This window comes from Ruminococcus sp. OA3 (assembly GCF_022440845.1).
GTDB lineage: Bacteria > Bacillota > Clostridia > Lachnospirales > Lachnospiraceae > Ruminococcus_G.
The window spans coordinates 1,264,734-1,278,278 of the sequence record NZ_JAKNTO010000001.1; the positions used below are offsets into that span (position 1 = coordinate 1,264,734).

The 13,545-nt window shown below is 44.1% G+C and carries 14 protein-coding genes; 9 read left to right on the top strand and 5 right to left on the bottom strand.

Going from position 1 to position 13,545, the window contains the following annotated elements:
• Positions 1-112 precede the first annotated feature (112 nt).
• Positions 113-949: an AraC family transcriptional regulator gene (locus tag MCG98_RS05800; RefSeq protein ID WP_240300843.1), complete on the bottom strand. Its 837-nt coding sequence runs from the start codon at positions 947-949 to the stop codon at positions 113-115.
• Positions 950-1,128: 179 nt separating this feature from the next.
• On the opposite strand from MCG98_RS05800, the gene MCG98_RS05805 reads away from it, so the two are divergent.
• The 3 genes from MCG98_RS05805 (at position 1,129) to MCG98_RS05815 (ending at position 3,092) form a co-directional block, all read left to right on the top strand.
• Positions 1,129-1,590: a sugar ABC transporter substrate-binding protein gene (locus tag MCG98_RS05805; RefSeq protein WP_345891625.1), complete on the top strand. Its 462-nt coding sequence runs from the start codon at positions 1,129-1,131 to the stop codon at positions 1,588-1,590.
• Between the two features lie 37 nt (positions 1,591-1,627).
• Entirely contained in the window at positions 1,628-2,728 is a 1,101-nt protein-coding gene (locus MCG98_RS05810) for a uroporphyrinogen decarboxylase family protein (RefSeq protein ID WP_240300845.1), read from the top strand.
• 100 nt (positions 2,729-2,828) lie between these two features.
• Positions 2,829-3,092 (top strand): hypothetical protein, encoded by a 264-nt coding sequence (locus MCG98_RS05815; RefSeq protein WP_240300846.1) that lies wholly within the window; start codon positions 2,829-2,831, stop codon positions 3,090-3,092.
• Between the two features lie 63 nt (positions 3,093-3,155).
• On the opposite strand, the gene MCG98_RS05820 is transcribed toward MCG98_RS05815, so the two are convergent.
• Entirely contained in the window at positions 3,156-3,593 is a 438-nt protein-coding gene (locus tag MCG98_RS05820; RefSeq protein WP_240300847.1) for a MerR family transcriptional regulator, read from the bottom strand.
• Positions 3,594-3,707: 114 nt separating this feature from the next.
• On the opposite strand from MCG98_RS05820, the gene MCG98_RS05825 reads away from it, so the two are divergent.
• The 3 genes from MCG98_RS05825 to MCG98_RS05835 are packed head-to-tail and all read left to right on the top strand — an operon-like array spanning position 3,708 to position 6,315.
• Positions 3,708-4,592 (top strand): DUF362 domain-containing protein, encoded by an 885-nt coding sequence (locus MCG98_RS05825; RefSeq protein WP_240300848.1) that lies wholly within the window; start codon positions 3,708-3,710, stop codon positions 4,590-4,592.
• A 45-nt stretch (positions 4,593-4,637) separates the two neighbouring features.
• Complete coding sequence (locus MCG98_RS05830) at positions 4,638-5,732, top strand: aldo/keto reductase (protein WP_240300849.1); 1,095 nt, start codon at positions 4,638-4,640, stop codon at positions 5,730-5,732.
• A gap of 16 nt (positions 5,733-5,748) precedes the next feature.
• Positions 5,749-6,315: a flavin reductase family protein gene (locus MCG98_RS05835; protein ID WP_240300850.1), complete on the top strand. Its 567-nt coding sequence runs from the start codon at positions 5,749-5,751 to the stop codon at positions 6,313-6,315.
• An 82-nt stretch (positions 6,316-6,397) separates the two neighbouring features.
• Here MCG98_RS05835 and MCG98_RS05840 read toward each other — a convergent pair whose 3' ends face one another.
• The 3 genes from MCG98_RS05840 to MCG98_RS05850 form a co-directional block, all read right to left on the bottom strand.
• Positions 6,398-6,622 (bottom strand): helix-turn-helix transcriptional regulator, encoded by a 225-nt coding sequence (locus MCG98_RS05840; protein WP_240300851.1) that lies wholly within the window; start codon positions 6,620-6,622, stop codon positions 6,398-6,400.
• A 513-nt stretch (positions 6,623-7,135) separates the two neighbouring features.
• Positions 7,136-8,275 (bottom strand): aldo/keto reductase, encoded by a 1,140-nt coding sequence (locus MCG98_RS05845; protein ID WP_240300852.1) that lies wholly within the window; start codon positions 8,273-8,275, stop codon positions 7,136-7,138.
• 101 nt (positions 8,276-8,376) lie between these two features.
• Positions 8,377-9,342, bottom strand: coding sequence for an AraC family transcriptional regulator (locus MCG98_RS05850; protein WP_240300853.1), 966 nt, complete (start codon positions 9,340-9,342; stop codon positions 8,377-8,379).
• Between the two features lie 342 nt (positions 9,343-9,684).
• Between MCG98_RS05850 and MCG98_RS05855 the strand changes: the two genes are divergently transcribed.
• The 3 genes from MCG98_RS05855 to MCG98_RS05865 all read left to right on the top strand — a co-directional run bounded on the left by MCG98_RS05855 (position 9,685) and on the right by MCG98_RS05865 (position 13,522).
• Entirely contained in the window at positions 9,685-10,758 is a 1,074-nt protein-coding gene (locus MCG98_RS05855) for a uroporphyrinogen decarboxylase family protein (RefSeq protein WP_240300854.1), read from the top strand.
• A gap of 25 nt (positions 10,759-10,783) precedes the next feature.
• A complete protein-coding gene (locus MCG98_RS05860) occupies positions 10,784-11,923 on the top strand; it encodes a sugar-binding protein (RefSeq protein WP_240300855.1) in 1,140 nt (379 codons plus the stop codon).
• A gap of 72 nt (positions 11,924-11,995) precedes the next feature.
• Positions 11,996-13,522 (top strand): ATP-binding cassette domain-containing protein, encoded by a 1,527-nt coding sequence (locus tag MCG98_RS05865; protein WP_240300856.1) that lies wholly within the window; start codon positions 11,996-11,998, stop codon positions 13,520-13,522.
• Positions 13,523-13,545: the final 23 nt, after the last annotated feature.

A 13,545-nucleotide genomic window follows, 5' to 3' on the forward strand; every position in this document is an offset into this window, starting at 1 on the left:
ATCATACCCCCCGTTTGTATACCGTGCCTGAGCGGCATTGGATTTTCAAACGGGGGGATTTTTGATTTGTGACATGCCGGAAAGTTTTAGATTCTTGAAAACATTAAGGGGATCAACGCATTAACTTCCGAAACATCTGCGGAGAACAGCCGATTTTATCTTTAAAAAGATTCGTAAAGCCATTACTATTGTGGTAGCCTACGCTGGCTGTGATTTCACGGATGGTCATATCAGTGCGTATTAATAAAACCTTTGCGTGGTCAAGCTTTGCCATGGTGGCGTATTCTATTGGCGTATAGCCAGTCTGTGATTTGAAATATCTGGTAAAGTAATATTCACTTGAATTAGCGACTTCAGCTAAATTCTTCAAAGATATCTTTTTGTCAATATGATCTCGAATATAATGAATTGTCTTTTCGACCGGCGTCTCACTATGCGGTTCGTATGCAGCGTTTTCGTGCAGATATCGGATCAATTTGTAAACACGCATGGAGGTGTCGATCATATGCTCTATTTCACCATTTTCATAAAATTTTACAGTATTGTAAATAAGATTGTAAATCAATATATTGTTGGAACCACGGATAAGAGGTCCTCTGACCTGAAGCAGATGCTGGCAGATTTCATGAGAATTGGAGCCGTCAAAGTGCATATATACAAATTCTAATCCATCTGCCGCATGATAATAATGAGGCTCCCGGCAGTCCAGGAGGACAACATCGCCTTTCACGGCATTATAAGAGTGATTTCGATACTGGACGTGAAGACATCCCTGGCATACGTAGACAACGAGCAAAGCAAAATAGTAATCCCGTTCCATAAAGTACTTTGCGGTGCAGAAATAATGACCACACCAGGGAATATAAAAATATAATTTTTCAGCAATTGCTGACGGGGTAAAGGAAAAACAAGTTGATTGAGATAAAACACCGGGGTCAATGCTTTTCATGAGATTCGCCTCCTTATAAAAATATTGTTGCGTATAAAATCATTCTGTATTCCCATTATAAAAGGAATTATACAATTCAACTACAAAGCTGCGATGTTGGGCAATATTAATGAGAGGTTGGGCAATATGATTTATAGAAAAATGACACGATCGACGAAGAAGCTGCAAAGGCTCAGGGGGTGGAATATGTGACGTACATAGGCACGGATAATTACCAGGGTGGTGTTGTAGGCGGTGAGTTCATCAATGAAAAATACCCGGACGGCGCAAAAATCTGCATATTGAGCGGAACCGTCGGAAACCCCGCAGGGGATGCGCGTATTGACGGCTTTGTGGAGGCGATTTCTGCAAATCCAAAGCTGGAAGTGGTATCCAATCAGCCGACTGACTGGTCAAGAGATCAGGGGTACAGCGTCATGCAGAATGTATTGACTGCAAATCCGGATATTGACGCGGTATACTGTGCGGCAGACCTTATAGCGTTAGGTGCAGCGGAAGAAGGCTCCTGTGTGATCGGTTCTGTGGCACAGTTTCCGGCAGATATGTCCAAAGAGGCAATTGATGCCTGCATTACCGTTCTGGAAGGCGGAACCGTGGAGCATGAAATCAACACGGATGTAAAAGTTTTGCCGGAACAGTAATTTATTGAAATATTTAAACGAGTGAGAGGAGATCACAATGACGAGATCGCAATTAGTACTGGACGTAATCAGTAAAAAGAACACTTCTTATCTTCCGAGTCAGTGTACGTTTGCAGCGAGGGCAAAAAAGATGGAAGTGGCCGAAGCGCTGGGACTTAATGAAGAAGAGGTAGATGTCTATCTGGGAAATCACATCAAGTTTACAGGTGTATTGGATGATATTGTCCAGCTTGATAAACTGGACCCGCATCGTATGCAGGTGGCGTATGACGCAGGCCGCTATATTCATATACCAGAGGAGGAAGGATTTATCTACGATCTCTGGGGGATGAAATATAATATAAATGACGGGGGATATTTTAATTATTGCCATCCGCTAAGAGGATGTGACGAAGATGAATCGCTGATCTACAATTACAAGGCGCCTGAGCTTTCAGATATGGATCTGCAGTTTAAAATTGCGGAGGAGGACCTGAAGAAATACGGCGATGATTTCCTCGTTGAACTCAGCGGTTACAATGGAATCTGGGAGAAAGCATATCAGTTGACTGAAATTGAAAATTTCATGTATCTGCTGGCGGTAGAACCGGAAAAGGCATGTTATCTGATGGATGTGATCTGCGATTATAAGGTGGAAGTGGCAAAAGAAACGGTTAAGAGAGGCTTTTCGATTGGACATTACGGCGACGATCTGGGAACACAGATCAGTACATTCGTCTCGGAAGACATGTTCGTGAATTATTTTCTGCCAAGGATCAAAAGAGTATTCCGTGTGTTTAAAGATGCCGGGTTACCGGTCCAGATGCATTCCTGCGGCAAGATTACGCCGTTTATTCCACATCTGATCGATGCCGGTCTGGACGTTCTCGAACCGGTTCAAAATTGTATGGATTTTCAGTTCCTGAAGAACGAATACGGTAAAGACCTGACGTTCTACGGCGGAGTGGATACTCAGGATCTGCTCACCTTCCGTACTCCCGGGGAGGTATTTGAAGAAACATTAAAAGTGATCGATGTTCTCGGAAAAGGCGGCGGACTGATCATTGCGCCTTCCCAGGAGGTTATGAACAATGTACCGGTGGAAAATGTACTGGCATTTATGCGTGCGGTGAAGAAGGCGAGAGGAGAGGAATCTTAGGACTCGGATTTACGGTATCAGTTGACGTGGATACCCTGACGTGTTAGCATCTTTATAAGATGATTGGAGCTGTTTTTACTCAGGAGGCGGGAGGGTATCTATGTTTTGGAAAAAGAAAGAGGTCTTTTTATCGAATAACGTGGAACTATTCGGACAGGTGCTGCAGGAGTTGAAACAGGCAGGGATTGCCTGCGAGACGAAACAGGTAAACATGGGAACACAGAACAGGAGCCGCGGAATATTCCTGGGACAGGTTGGCGAGAAAGTGAATCTGGAGATCATGTACTACGTCTATGTTTCCAGGGAGGATGTTTCGAAGGCCAGGCATGTTATTACTGACATGCAGAAGAGAAACAATCGTTAGAAAAAAGTAGACCCGATAAAAAAGCAACATATGCACGAAATATCTTGTGCATATGTTGCTTTTTTAATGGCTGTTTTTATAAGCATCCCGAATCTCTTCCGGCATTTCAGCCGGTGTCATACTTCGGACACGCTCTTCCCCGTTATCTTTCATTGCCTGCTCATAATACCAGCATTTATATTTGATCATATCCAGTACTTTTTCCAGTTTTCGGATCTCCGCCTCTACGGATTCCCTTTGTTTTACAAACATATTCTTACGAAGTTCATATGTACAGTTTCCCATGGAACACCATTTCATAAATTCCTTGATAGCTTTGATCTCCATTCCTGATTTTTTCAGGCATTCGATGATACGCAGTGCATCGAGCGTCTTGTCGTTGAACCTGCGGATACCGGAAGGCTCCCGCACGATATCGGGGAATAATCCTTCCTTGTCATAGTATCTCAGGGTGGATACAGGTAAATCAAACATTTTTGAGACTTCGCCGATACTGTACATACAATCCCTCCAGACAATTTTCAAAAAAATAAAAAATGTACTTGACCTAAAGTCAGGTTTAGGTACTACAATCATATTAACAGAAAAACCATTTTATGTCAAAGGAGAATATCGATGAAAAAGGCAGCTGTATATTTTACAGAAAAAATCACACCTGAGGCAGTTGTTCAAATGTATCAGATGCTGAAAAAAGAACTGCCGGGGAAAGTTGCAGTAAAGGTTCACTCCGGTGAAAAGGGAAATCAGAATTATCTGCGGCCGGCATTTTTGAAACCGATGGTTGCGGCGGTCAATGGAACCGTTGTGGAATGCAACACGGCATACGAGGGTGAGCGAAATACCACCGGAAAGCATATCAGACTGATTCAGGCCCATGGCTGGAGCCGGCATTTCAATGTTGATCTGATGGATGCCGAGGGACCCGATCTGGTTCTGGATATACCGAATGGAAAGATTCTGAGAGAAAATCATGTGGGCAAACATATTGCGAATTACGATTCCATGCTTGTGTTGTCGCATTTCAAGGGACATCCGGCGGGCGGTTATGGCGGAGCACTCAAACAGCTCTCGATCGGATGTGCATCCAGTGCGGGAAAATCCCTGATACATTCCGGAGGTTATACAAACGACCAGAGCATTGTGTGGAATCATATGGCAGAGCAGGATGCCTTCTGTGAGGCTATGGCGGACGCTGCGGGAAGTGTCATGGAGTATTTCAGGGGCAATACGGCATTTGTCAATATGATGTGTAATCTGTCCGTGGATTGTGATTGCTGTGCAGTGGCAGAAGATCCGTGCATGAAAGATATCGGAATCCTGTCGTCGCTCGACCCAGTGGCCCTTGATCAGGCGTGCATGGACCTGGTCTGTCAGTCCAAAGATCCGGGCAGAGATCATTTTCTGCAGAGGGTGGAATCCATGCATGGCACCCATACGATTGATGCGGCCGCAAAACTCGGGTTTGGTACAAAAGAGTATGAACTGATAACGGTGGACTAAAGTGGGGGGACGGACGTATAATGAATTTAGATGGAGGAATGTTGTGTGAAATATCGGATGAATCAAAGAACAAAGGATAAAATCAGCATTCTGGGTGTTGGATCCAGCTGTATATCTGAGGCATCCGAGAAAGAGGCGGTACAGGCCCTGGAGATGGCAGTTGAACAGGGAGTCAATTATTTTGACATGGCGGCTGGAGCAGCGGGATGTTTTTCGTATTATGGAAAAGCACTGGAGAGAGTCCGAAAGAATATTTTTTATCAGATTCATTTCGGCGCAGATTATGCAACGGGGGAATATGGATGGACGACCAGGCTGGATACGGTGAAAGCTTCCCTCGACTGGCAGCTCGGTCAGTTGAAAACAGATTACATCGACTACGGATTTATTCATTGTCTGGATGAAGAATCGGATTGGAATGCGTATCAGAAAGAGGGTGTTCTGGCATATATTCAGCGGCTGAAGGAGCAGGGCGTCGTGAAGCATATCGGACTGTCCTCCCATACGCCGGGCATGGTACATAAGGCTCTGGATACAGGACTTGTGGATATGCTGATGTTTTCCATTAATCCGGGTTATGATTACCAGCACGGAGAGCTTGCAAATGGAAGTACCAGTGAGAGAATGGAACTCTATCGCCGATGTGAAGCGGAAGGTGTGGGAATCTCTGTCATGAAGGCGTTTTCAGCCGGCCAGCTGCTGGATGAAAAATCTTCGCCTTTCGGAAAAGCACTGACAGAGTATCAGTGTATTCAGTATGCACTGGATATGCCGGGAGTTTTGACCGTGCTTCCCGGCATTCGCGGGGTGAAAGATATGAAAAGGATCCTGGGATTTCTGGATGCTTCAAAGAAAGAAAAAGATTACAGTGTGCTTGCCGCACTTACACCACAGGTTACCGATGGCACATGCGTCTACTGCAACCACTGCCAGCCTTGCCCTGCGGGGCTCAATGTAGGACTGATCAATAAGTACTATGACCTTGCCAGATCCGGCGATGCACTTGCGAAAGGCCATTATGAGAAACTGCAGAAAAAGGCGGAGGACTGTATCGGATGTGGCCACTGTGATCAGCGATGTCCGTTTCATGTAAAACAGACATTCAAAATGGAACAGATTGCTGCCTATTTTAAGGAATAAAAGGAGGAGAGTTGGAATGAGAAGAAATTTTGGAGCAAAACCTTATACGTATCCCCAGCCGGTATTCATGATTGCGACATATGGAGAAGACGGGGTACCGGATGTCATGAATGCGGCGTGGGGAGGGATCAGTAACGACACGGAGATTTCCCTGTGCATCGGTGCGAACCATAAGACGACGGAGAATTTCCTCAAAAGAAGAGCATTTACCATCAGCATGGCGGATGTTGAGCATCTGGCTGCCTGCGACTATGCAGGTCTGGTCTCCGGAAATAATGTGCCGGATAAATTTGCCAGGGCCGGGTTTACCGCATCCAGATCAGACTTTGTTGATGCGCCCATCATAAATGAGCTGGCGGTGGCGATCGAGTGCCGGCTGATCAGTTATGACGAGAATACCTGTCGGCTTGTCGGGGAGATTGTAAACGTAAGTGTAGATGAGAGGGTGCTCGACGAAGCCGGGAATGTGGATGTGTCGAAGGTCGAACCCATCACCTTTGATCCGTTTAATAATACTTATGTGAGGCTTGGCAGGGTTGCCGGGAAAGCTTTTAAGGATGGTACGACACTGAAACAGGGGTAACACGGCTGGAATGATATAAAAGAAAATCATGGTAAGCCCGTGAGCTGCCGGGAGATTGGGCAGGTCACGGGCTTATTATGTTTTATATCTGCGGAAAAGTATTTTTACAGTCGGATATACAGCAGATATAATTCATATCCACATTATAAAGTTTCGCAAGTTTAATCATGGCATCCAATGGGATACGAGTTTTGCCTGACTCATAATCACTGTAGGTTCTCTGTCCTATATTGAGGAAGCTGCCAACGTATGTCTGCGTGTAATCATTATCTTCTCTTAATTCACGAATCCTCTTCAAGTAATTCATACCGTCTCCAACCTTCCAGATGATCTCAGTTTTTATATATTGTATCCTAGAGTTATAAACTCTATTGACAATTAGAGTTATAAACTCTAAACTATTGATTAGGTCATAGTATGAAGGAGCAGATGGGTGATGATGAAGAGTAAAATCAATGAATTCATAGAGATGGATGACGCGAAGTTTTACGTATCTTATTTCATAGATGACAATGAAGTGGAATTACTAGAATTTCTAAAAATATTTCCAGAGTTTATGACAAATCTACCGAGAGACGAGAGAATAAAAAAACTAAAAACTGATACGTATCAAAAAATCATGAATGAGGTACGGGGAATATAGAGGCAATGCAGGCGAAAGTCTGTGATACGAAACCAGACAGCCAGTAGCAGCATGAGGGGGGGCATTCTCTGATGAGGGTGCTTTTTTGTTTGGGTGAAAAGTATCCTGAAACAGGGAAATCATACATAAAAAGGGCAAGGATTGAAATATCATCCTTGCCCGCCGTGAACTATTAAGTTACTTAAATATTTTTTCTGCCTCAGTCATGTTTTTTATAACGGGAACATCGAAAGGACAGCGCGTTTCACAATTTCCGCAGGCAATGCAGTCTTTGCCATTATGTGAGAGGCTTGAATAGTGAGAACGAATAGAAGGTGCAATATTATCCATATCAAGGCGTGCGATATCTAAATATTTGTTTACTGCTGCAATATCGATTCCAGCCGGGCACGGCTGGCAGTGGCTGCAATAGACGCAATTTCCCTTGAAATCGTTGCGTAAAGTATTCATTACATGAGTATAATCCCGCTCACGCTCACTTAAGTCCAGGTATCGCACTGTATCAATGACTTCTTTCCGGGACTGGCAGCCGATCATCACACTGGCTACGGCTGGACGCGTCAGCGTATACTCCATACACTGGGCCACTGTGAGAGGCTGGTCAAAGGGGGTATGTTCTGCAGAGATCAGCTTGCCTCCGCCCAGTGTCTTCATCGCTGTAATACCAATATTCATTTTCTCACACAGCGCATATAAAGCCGCCCGTGTGGGGTCAAAGCCGCAAAAGGCATTCTTATTTAAACCCTGGTGCAGTTCATCTAGTGCGTTCGTTTCGGCAGGATACAGGTCGAATGCCAGATTTATGCTGAACATCATCATCTCCGGCAGACCGGTTTTGATAACACGCATTGCCATAACCGGATTGTGTGAGCTAAAACCAATATGCCTGATGTATCCCTGCTGCTTCAGTTTCTGAACATAATCGGCAAATCCCGTGTCAAATACACCTTTATAATCATCCTCTGAGTTAATGAAAAACATCATTCCAAAGTCGATATATCCGAAAATACGCAGCAGATTTTCAAAATATTTTTTTACTTCGGGTAAATCCCTGCTTATATCATATTGTTCTCTGATATCGGTTGAACCAATATGCCCCTGTATCATAACTTCGCTGCGGCGTCCGCCCAAAGCCCTGGCTATATTTTCACGAACCTCGTTACCTGGCATAAATACATCAAACATATTGATGTTGTTTTCCAGGGCAGCATCGATAGTCTCCTTTACCTGTTTCCATGGTTTTCCATCAAGATTTTCGCAGCCTAATCCTATAATGCTGCTCTTTTTACCGGTTTTGCCTATTTCTCTATACTCCATATTCCATCCCCCTGATATCCAGATCATGTCAATGATTCTGTGCATAAATTGTATCATATTCTTCTGCACATTTCCATCATTGACAGATGACATGTCAATTGTTAATCAATGTTTTTGAAGTATTTAGGGGAATACCCAAGCTGTTTCTTGAACAGACGCGTGAAATAGTTTGCGTCATAGATTCCCACCTCCGCAGCGATGTCGACAATCGGAAGACTGGTTGTCCTCAACAACTCCAGGGCATTTAGTATTCTCGTCCGGTTTAGATACAGGGTGGGTGATATGCCGGTGATTTCCCGAAAGATTGTCCGAAAATAATTCGGAGAAAGGTCATAGGATTCTGCAATCAGGTTGAAGTCTATCGTTCCCCGGATATTGTTGTCGATGTACTCCAGAGTTTTCGTAATCATTTGTTTCTTTTTTGATGAAAGTTTTTCGGTGGCGTTGTACTGGTTTATTTTAATTCTGTAAAGCTCATAAAATAAGATTTCCAGGTAATTCTGCATCACGTTATGAAATCCGCATCTTTTGTCCGTCTGTTCCGTTTTCATTTGATTTAAGATCGATTCCATATAGAATTGCTGTGCCTGATTCAGATGGATGATACCCTGCTGGTTGACAAAGGCAGAGTGAGGATTTGTAAACTTGCTGGCCCCGGACTCCTCTGAGAATAAATCTTCGTTTAGTGCCAGGAACTTCGAAGACTGGTCAACCAGATTGATGAAACTCAGTTCTTTTAATATTTTTTTCAGATCATCTTTTAAAGAATCCGTATAAAACTGACAGTTGTATATATGTAAGTTATCTTCAAACTGATAGGCATGATATTCATCTGCAGGGATCAAAAAGCAGTCGCCCGGAATCAGGGAGATTGTGCTGTTCTTATAAGTATGCTTGCAAAATCCAGATTGTATCAGCGCCAACTCATAATAGAGATGGCGATGAACTGGATAAGATTTGTCTTTGATTTTCGGAATATCAGATATCTGGTCCCAGTATTCAATGGAAATTCGCATGTCTTCTGTTTGAGGCCAGGGAACATAGTCGTTTAAGTAAAATAATTCCATATGTGATTCTCTCTGCCCTTTCTTAATGATAAATATTTTCCTCTGATTGATACGCGGTTCTGAAGATCTTTATTTTGTTTTTCGTTTTTCTTTGACTGCCATAATTACTAAATATTGAAAAATAATTTGCTGCAAATTATATAAATCTTAGAAAAGTCTGATGTAAAACGCTTAAATTATTATAGAAAATACCAAATAAGGATATTTTATAACTTGATTTTAATCAAAAATGTTAAATTGTAAGAATGTGCTATTTTTAGAAAGAAACAGTTCTATCAGGCTTATATTTGATAATGGTATCATAAAACCACAAAAATTGAAACAAGAAGGAGTGATGAAGTAATGATGGATTCCAGAGAACGAGTTTTTACCGCAGTAGAACATAAAGAGGTGGACCGTCCCCCTGTATTTGCAACATTTACGCCGGAGGTAGATGAAGCTTTAAGAAATCATTGCAATATTGACGGGGATGTGGACACCGGCTATGCATTGGGGAACGACATGGTTAAAGTGACGGTCGGAATGGAAAACAGTTTCTATATGACAGATGATTCCACCTATACCTGCCCTTTTGGCGTTGTATGGAAAAATGTGAAAAACTCCAGCGGTGCTTATACGGAGATCGTGGACGGTGCACTTCGAGACGATGAGGATGGTTTTAAACTAAAGAATTACGAAATACCAGACCCTCATAATCCAGAACTGTACAAACATGTAAAAGCAGCGGTAGATCGTTACGGGAAGGAGAAGATCATCGTTGGGTCCTGCCAATGTTCTGTATTTGAGACCGCGTGGTATCTGACAGGTCTGGAAGACTTTCTTGCCATGATGCTTACCGATGAGGATTACACCGATGAATTACTTGACAAGGTGATGCAGTTTCCGCTGCATGCGGGACTCCATATGATTGAAGCGGGCGTGGACGTCATCTGGCTTGGAGATGATGTTGCGACGCAGCTTGATATGATGATTTCGGTACCTGACTGGAGACGTTATCTGAAAGAAAGATACGCCTGCATGTTCTCTGAATTCAAAAAGGCTAACAAGGATATTCTGCTGGCATATCATTGCTGCGGCAACTGTGAACGCATTATAGACGAATTAGCCGAAATAGGGCTGGACATGCTGCAGCCGATCCAGCCGCAGGCAATGGACCCTTATATGATAAAAGAAAGGCATGGGAAAAATGTGACACTGTTCGGCGGCCTTGATATTCAGGATTTGTTCCCAAATGGAACGACTCAGCAGGTGGTACAGACCGTATACGATTATAAGCGGTATCTGGGTGCCGGCGGCGGATATATCGTATCCCCTGCACATCATCTCCAGAGTGATACGTCCGTTGAAAAAATCTGTGCATTTTATGAGGAAGCAAAGAAGCCCGTAGAAAACTACGATTACAAATACGTAAGATAGCCGTATTGGAGAGGAGAATAAAACTGTGAAAAGAAAAATGATGGCAATTGCGATGACGTTAGTTATGGCGCTGGGAATGCTGGCGGGGTGCGGAGTATCAGGCGGTACGGAGAGCGCGGCAGGTACGGAAAAGGCCCCGGCAGAGAAGTCTGAAGAAGGCAGTGCGGAGAAAACACAAATCAAGATTGCGGCGGCAATGCCAACCACCGGCAATGCGAGATTTGTCACCGATGGAAAGATCTTTAAAAGCTATTGCGAAGAAAAAGGATATCAGTATACGGATCAGTTTGCAGAAAATGATGTCGCAACACAGATTCAGCAGATTGAGGGCTTTATCAGCGGCGGTTATGACGCGATCATCGTCTGTCCCGTTGACGGCGCGGGTGTATCCAGTGCGGTGAAGAAAGCACGTGATGCGGGAATCAAGATTGTTTCATTTGACCGCATGGTGATGGATACGGAGGTTGATTATTATGCGACATTTGACAATGTCGGCGTGGGAACGAAAGATGCCGAGTATATCGTTGAAAAATTAGATCTCGACAATACATCTGATAATAAGACGTACAATGTGGAGATCTTTACCGGAGATATAGCGGATAATAACGCGCTTCTCGGCTATCAGGGAGCGATGGAAGTTCTTCAGCCTTACATAGACTCGGGAAAAGTTGTTGTGAAGTCGGGACAGACGGAGTATGAGCAGGTAGTCACAACCGGCTGGGACTCCGGGGAAGCGCAGAAACGGATGGAGAATCTGCTGTCCTCTTATTACCAGGATGAAAAGGTCGATGCGGTTCTGACCACTTATGCCAATCTGGCGCTGGGATGTATCACCGCCTTAAAATCAGCGGGCTACGGGACGGACGATAAACCACTGCCGGTTACAACGTCACAGGATGCGGAGATCGCAGCGTGCAAATCCATTCTGGCAGGTGAACTCAGTATGTCCATTCTAAAAGACGACCGTATGCTTTGCCCGATTGCAATTGATATGGCCGTTGCGGCTGTCAAAGGGGAAGAATACCAGGTAAATGATACCGATACCTATGACAATGGTACTGGTCCGTTGAAGACATATAAAGGAGAAATTACTACATTCGACATCGATAATTTTAAGGAAGTTGTCTATGACAGCGGATTCCTGACCGAAGAGGATTTACAGTAACTCCATTGAAACCGGATGAAAGTGCCTGTACTGTCATCCGGTTTTAAGTTTAAGTAAAGGAGTGTAAAAAATATGTCAGATTATATATTGGAGATGAGAAATATCATCAAAGAGTTTGATGGCGGCGTCCGTGCGCTGAATCATGTGAATCTAAAAGTAAAAAAGGGCGAAATTCACGCCGTTGTAGGAGAAAATGGTGCTGGAAAATCTACGTTGATGAACGTGTTGAGCGGAGTGTATCCCTTTGGCTCGTACACAGGGGATATCGTCTATAAGGGTAAGACGCAGAAGTTTCGTAATTTAAAAGACAGCGAAAAAGCCGGAATTGCCATTATCCATCAGGAGCTGACATTGATACCGCTGCTCAGCATCCGGGAGAACATATTCCTTGGCAATGAGGTTGCCAGGAAGGGGATTATCAGCAGAAAAGAATCGTATCAGAAGGCGTGCCGTCTGATGGAGGAAGTCGATCTTGACGAATCCCCGAATATGCCGGTTATGAATATTGGCGTGGGAAAGCAGCAGCTGGTTGAGATCTGCAAAGCGCTCTCGAAGGACTGCGAACTGCTGATTCTGGATGAGCCGACAGCCTCTTTGAACGATATGGAGAGTAATATCCTGCTGGAGCTGCTGCTTGATTTCAAGAAAAAGGGAATGACGTGTATCCTGATATCCCATAAACTCAAAGAGATTGAGAAAGTAGCCGATTCCATCACGGTTATCCGGGATGGGACATCCATTGAGACGATGGACATTCAAAAAGAAGCAATCACCGAAGACAGAATTGTCGCAAGCATGGTAGGCAGAGAAATGACAAACCGCTTTCCAGAACGCAGGAATCAGACGGGAGAAATTCTGTTTGAAGTGAAAAACTGGGTGGTGGCGCATCCTGTCATACAGTCAAGAATGGTATGCGATGACATTTCTATCAATGTCCATAAGGGAGAAGTGGTGGGGATTGCAGGACTGATGGGGGCGGGAAGGACGGAGTTTGCCATGAGTCTGTTCGGCCGCTGTTATGGAAATTATGTATCCGGAAAGATTTTTAAGAACGGACGGGAAGTCATCTATAAAAACCCAAAACAGGCGATCGACGATGGGATGGCTTATGTGACAGAGGACCGGAAGGGAAGCGGTCTTGTGCTGATGAATGATATCAAGGACAATACGGCACTTGCCGGACTGGACCGCCTTTCGAATAAGGGCATTATGGACAAAAAGCTCATTTTCCGGAAATCTGAGGAGATGAGAAAGGCCATGCATATAAAAACTCCCGACGTCTTTGAACGCGTTGGCAATTTATCCGGGGGGAATCAGCAGAAGGTGATGCTTGCCAAATGGATTGTGATCAATCCCGACGTTCTGATCCTGGATGAGCCTACGCGTGGAGTGGATGTGGGTGCAAAATATGAAATATACTGCATCATCAATGATCTGGTGAAAGCCGGTAAAGCGGTGATCGTCATTTCCTCGGAGATGGAAGAAGTCATCGGTATCAGTGACAGAATCTATGTGATCAATGAAGGAAGGATTACAGGGGAGTTCACGAAGGATGAAGTGACGCAGGAAGTTATTATGAAATCGATTATTCAAAAATAAGAGACTGGAAGTGTAAACGTTCA

Coding starts and splice junctions, on each gene's coding strand:
- MCG98_RS05850 (WP_240300853.1), bottom strand. CDS start 9,342: ATGGAATTATTTTACTTAAACGACTATGTTCCCTGGCCTCAAACAGAA.
- MCG98_RS05865 (WP_240300856.1), top strand. CDS start 11,996: ATGTCAGATTATATATTGGAGATGAGAAATATCATCAAAGAGTTTGAT.
- MCG98_RS05835 (WP_240300850.1), top strand. CDS start 5,749: ATGAGAAGAAATTTTGGAGCAAAACCTTATACGTATCCCCAGCCGGTA.
- MCG98_RS05845 (WP_240300852.1), bottom strand. CDS start 8,275: ATGGAGTATAGAGAAATAGGCAAAACCGGTAAAAAGAGCAGCATTATA.
- MCG98_RS05815 (WP_240300846.1), top strand. CDS start 2,829: ATGTTTTGGAAAAAGAAAGAGGTCTTTTTATCGAATAACGTGGAACTA.
- MCG98_RS05820 (WP_240300847.1), bottom strand. CDS start 3,593: ATGTACAGTATCGGCGAAGTCTCAAAAATGTTTGATTTACCTGTATCC.
- MCG98_RS05800 (WP_240300843.1), bottom strand. CDS start 949: ATGAAAAGCATTGACCCCGGTGTTTTATCTCAATCAACTTGTTTTTCC.
- MCG98_RS05855 (WP_240300854.1), top strand. CDS start 9,685: ATGATGGATTCCAGAGAACGAGTTTTTACCGCAGTAGAACATAAAGAG.
- MCG98_RS05840 (WP_240300851.1), bottom strand. CDS start 6,622: ATGAATTACTTGAAGAGGATTCGTGAATTAAGAGAAGATAATGATTAC.
- MCG98_RS05825 (WP_240300848.1), top strand. CDS start 3,708: ATGAAAAAGGCAGCTGTATATTTTACAGAAAAAATCACACCTGAGGCA.
- MCG98_RS05810 (WP_240300845.1), top strand. CDS start 1,628: ATGACGAGATCGCAATTAGTACTGGACGTAATCAGTAAAAAGAACACT.